4 protein-coding genes are annotated in these 1,748 nt (G+C 61.8%); all 4 read right to left on the minus strand.

Going from position 1 to position 1,748, the window contains the following annotated elements:
• A partial coding sequence (locus ENZ75_RS35685; RefSeq protein WP_164888141.1) for a biotin carboxylase N-terminal domain-containing protein occupies nucleotides 1–93 on the minus strand: 93 nt, incomplete at its 3' end.
• A 10-nt stretch (nucleotides 94–103) separates the two neighbouring features.
• The gene (accB, locus tag ENZ75_RS30890) at nucleotides 104–562 is read right to left on the minus strand and encodes an acetyl-CoA carboxylase biotin carboxyl carrier protein (protein WP_013531358.1); all 459 of its coding nucleotides are present in this window, start codon (nucleotides 560–562) and stop codon (nucleotides 104–106) included.
• A 26-nt stretch (nucleotides 563–588) separates the two neighbouring features.
• Complete coding sequence (gene aroQ / locus ENZ75_RS30895) at nucleotides 589–1,023, minus strand: type II 3-dehydroquinate dehydratase (protein ID WP_013531359.1); 435 nt, start codon at nucleotides 1,021–1,023, stop codon at nucleotides 589–591.
• A 149-nt stretch (nucleotides 1,024–1,172) separates the two neighbouring features.
• A partial coding sequence (locus tag ENZ75_RS30900) for a DsbA family protein (protein WP_164888142.1) occupies nucleotides 1,173–1,748 on the minus strand: 576 nt, incomplete at its 5' end.

The following is a 1,748-nucleotide window of genomic DNA, read 5'->3' on the forward strand; positions in this document are numbered from 1 at the left end:
CACCACCACCGTCTGGATGCCGAGTTCCTTGCAGGCGCGCAGTACCCGGAGGGCGATTTCGCCGCGATTGGCGATGAGGATCTTCTGAAACATCAGGCCCGCTCTACTCGATCACGACGAGCGGCATGCCATATTCGACCGGCTGCGAATCCTCGAAAAGGATCGCGGTCACCGTGCCGGCGCGTGGCGAGGGGATCTGGTTCATCGTCTTCATTGCTTCGATGATCAGCAGCGTCTGGCCTTCCTTGACCTTCTGGCCGACTTCGATGAATGCCTTGGCGTCCGGCGACGGAGCCAAATAGGCCGTGCCGACCATCGGTGAGGTGACCGCATTCTTGGAAAGGTCCGCCACCACAGGCACGGCAACGGCGGCAGCCTGCGCTGCTGCCGGCGCATAGGCCGGTTGCGGCGCCGCGATTGCATGAACGGCCGGCGCCTGCCGCGAGACGCGCACCTTCAGGTCGCCCAGTTCAACCTCGATCTCGGTGAGATTGGTGTCGTTCAGTATGCCCGCCAGATCGCGGATCAGTTGCTGGTCAACACCGGTCTTCTTTATCGACATTTTCGAGCCTTCTGTTTGTTGGCCGGTCATAGGCGTGCGGCCAGCGCCTGTAGCGCCAGCGTATAGCCGAGCGGCCCAAAGCCACAGATCATGCCGACGGCGACCGGCGCGACCATGGAGACGTGGCGGAATGGTTCCCGCGCATGGATGTTGGAAAGATGAACTTCGGCCACCGGCAATGGTGCGACGGCGCGGATGGCGTCGTGGATGGCAATCGAGGTGTGGCTGTAGGCGCCCGGGTTGATGACGATGCCGACAGCCTTGTCGCCGGCTTCCTGAATCCAGTCGACAAGGTCGCCCTCATGGTTCGACTGGCGGAAATCGATCTCGAACCCCAGCGCCGTGCCTGCCTGCTTGCAGTCGTCGGCGATCGCGGCAAGCGTCTTGCCGCCATAGATGCCCGGCTCGCGCTTGCCGAGCGCGTTGAGATTGGGACCGTTCAGGACGAAAACCGTTTTCAAAAAAGCCGACCTTTCCCGGCGCCGTCATCAAGCCGGCGCGCTGGGCCCTCTATAATGGGCATAGCCGCCCGCGGAAAGAGCGCAAGTGCGTTCTTTCACTGTCCACAACAGGCGGAAATGTGCCAGTGAGAGATAGCTGGCGAGCAAGATCAGAGCGCGGCTTTCGCCGCCTCGATCTTTTCAGCCAGCACTTCCTGCCCGAGCGCCCCGAACACCACCTCGTTGCCGACGACATAGGACGGCGTTCCGGTGATCGCCAGTTTGTTGGCAAGATCGTAGGTCTTGGCGAGGGCCTCGTTGATTGTCGGGTCCTTCATCTTCTCGCGCAGCGCCGCTTCGTCGGCGCCGAGCGACAGCGCGACCTTCATGGCCGCCGCCTCGGTGGCGCGTCCCTGACCGCCGAGCAACGCATTGTGGAACTCGCCGTACTTTTCCGGGTGCATCAGGTGGAAGGCCATCGAGACCACGCTCGCCTTCTGCGAATCCGGTCCGAGGATGGGGAATTCCTTGAGCACGAAACGCAGGTCCGGATCGGTCTTGGTCAGCGCCTTCATGTCGTCGATGGCACGTTTGCAGAAGCCGCAATTATAGTCGTAGAACTCGACGATGGTGACCTTGCCGGTCGGATTGCCGACGACGCCGTCGAAGGCGGAGTTGAAAATCTGGTCCTTGGCATCCTTGATCACGCCGAGATGAGCGATGCGCTGCTCTTCCTTCTGCTTGGC

The organism is Mesorhizobium sp. M7A.F.Ca.CA.002.04.1.1 (assembly GCF_004022805.1).
In the GTDB taxonomy this organism is placed as follows: Bacteria; Pseudomonadota; Alphaproteobacteria; order Rhizobiales; family Rhizobiaceae; genus Mesorhizobium; species Mesorhizobium ciceri.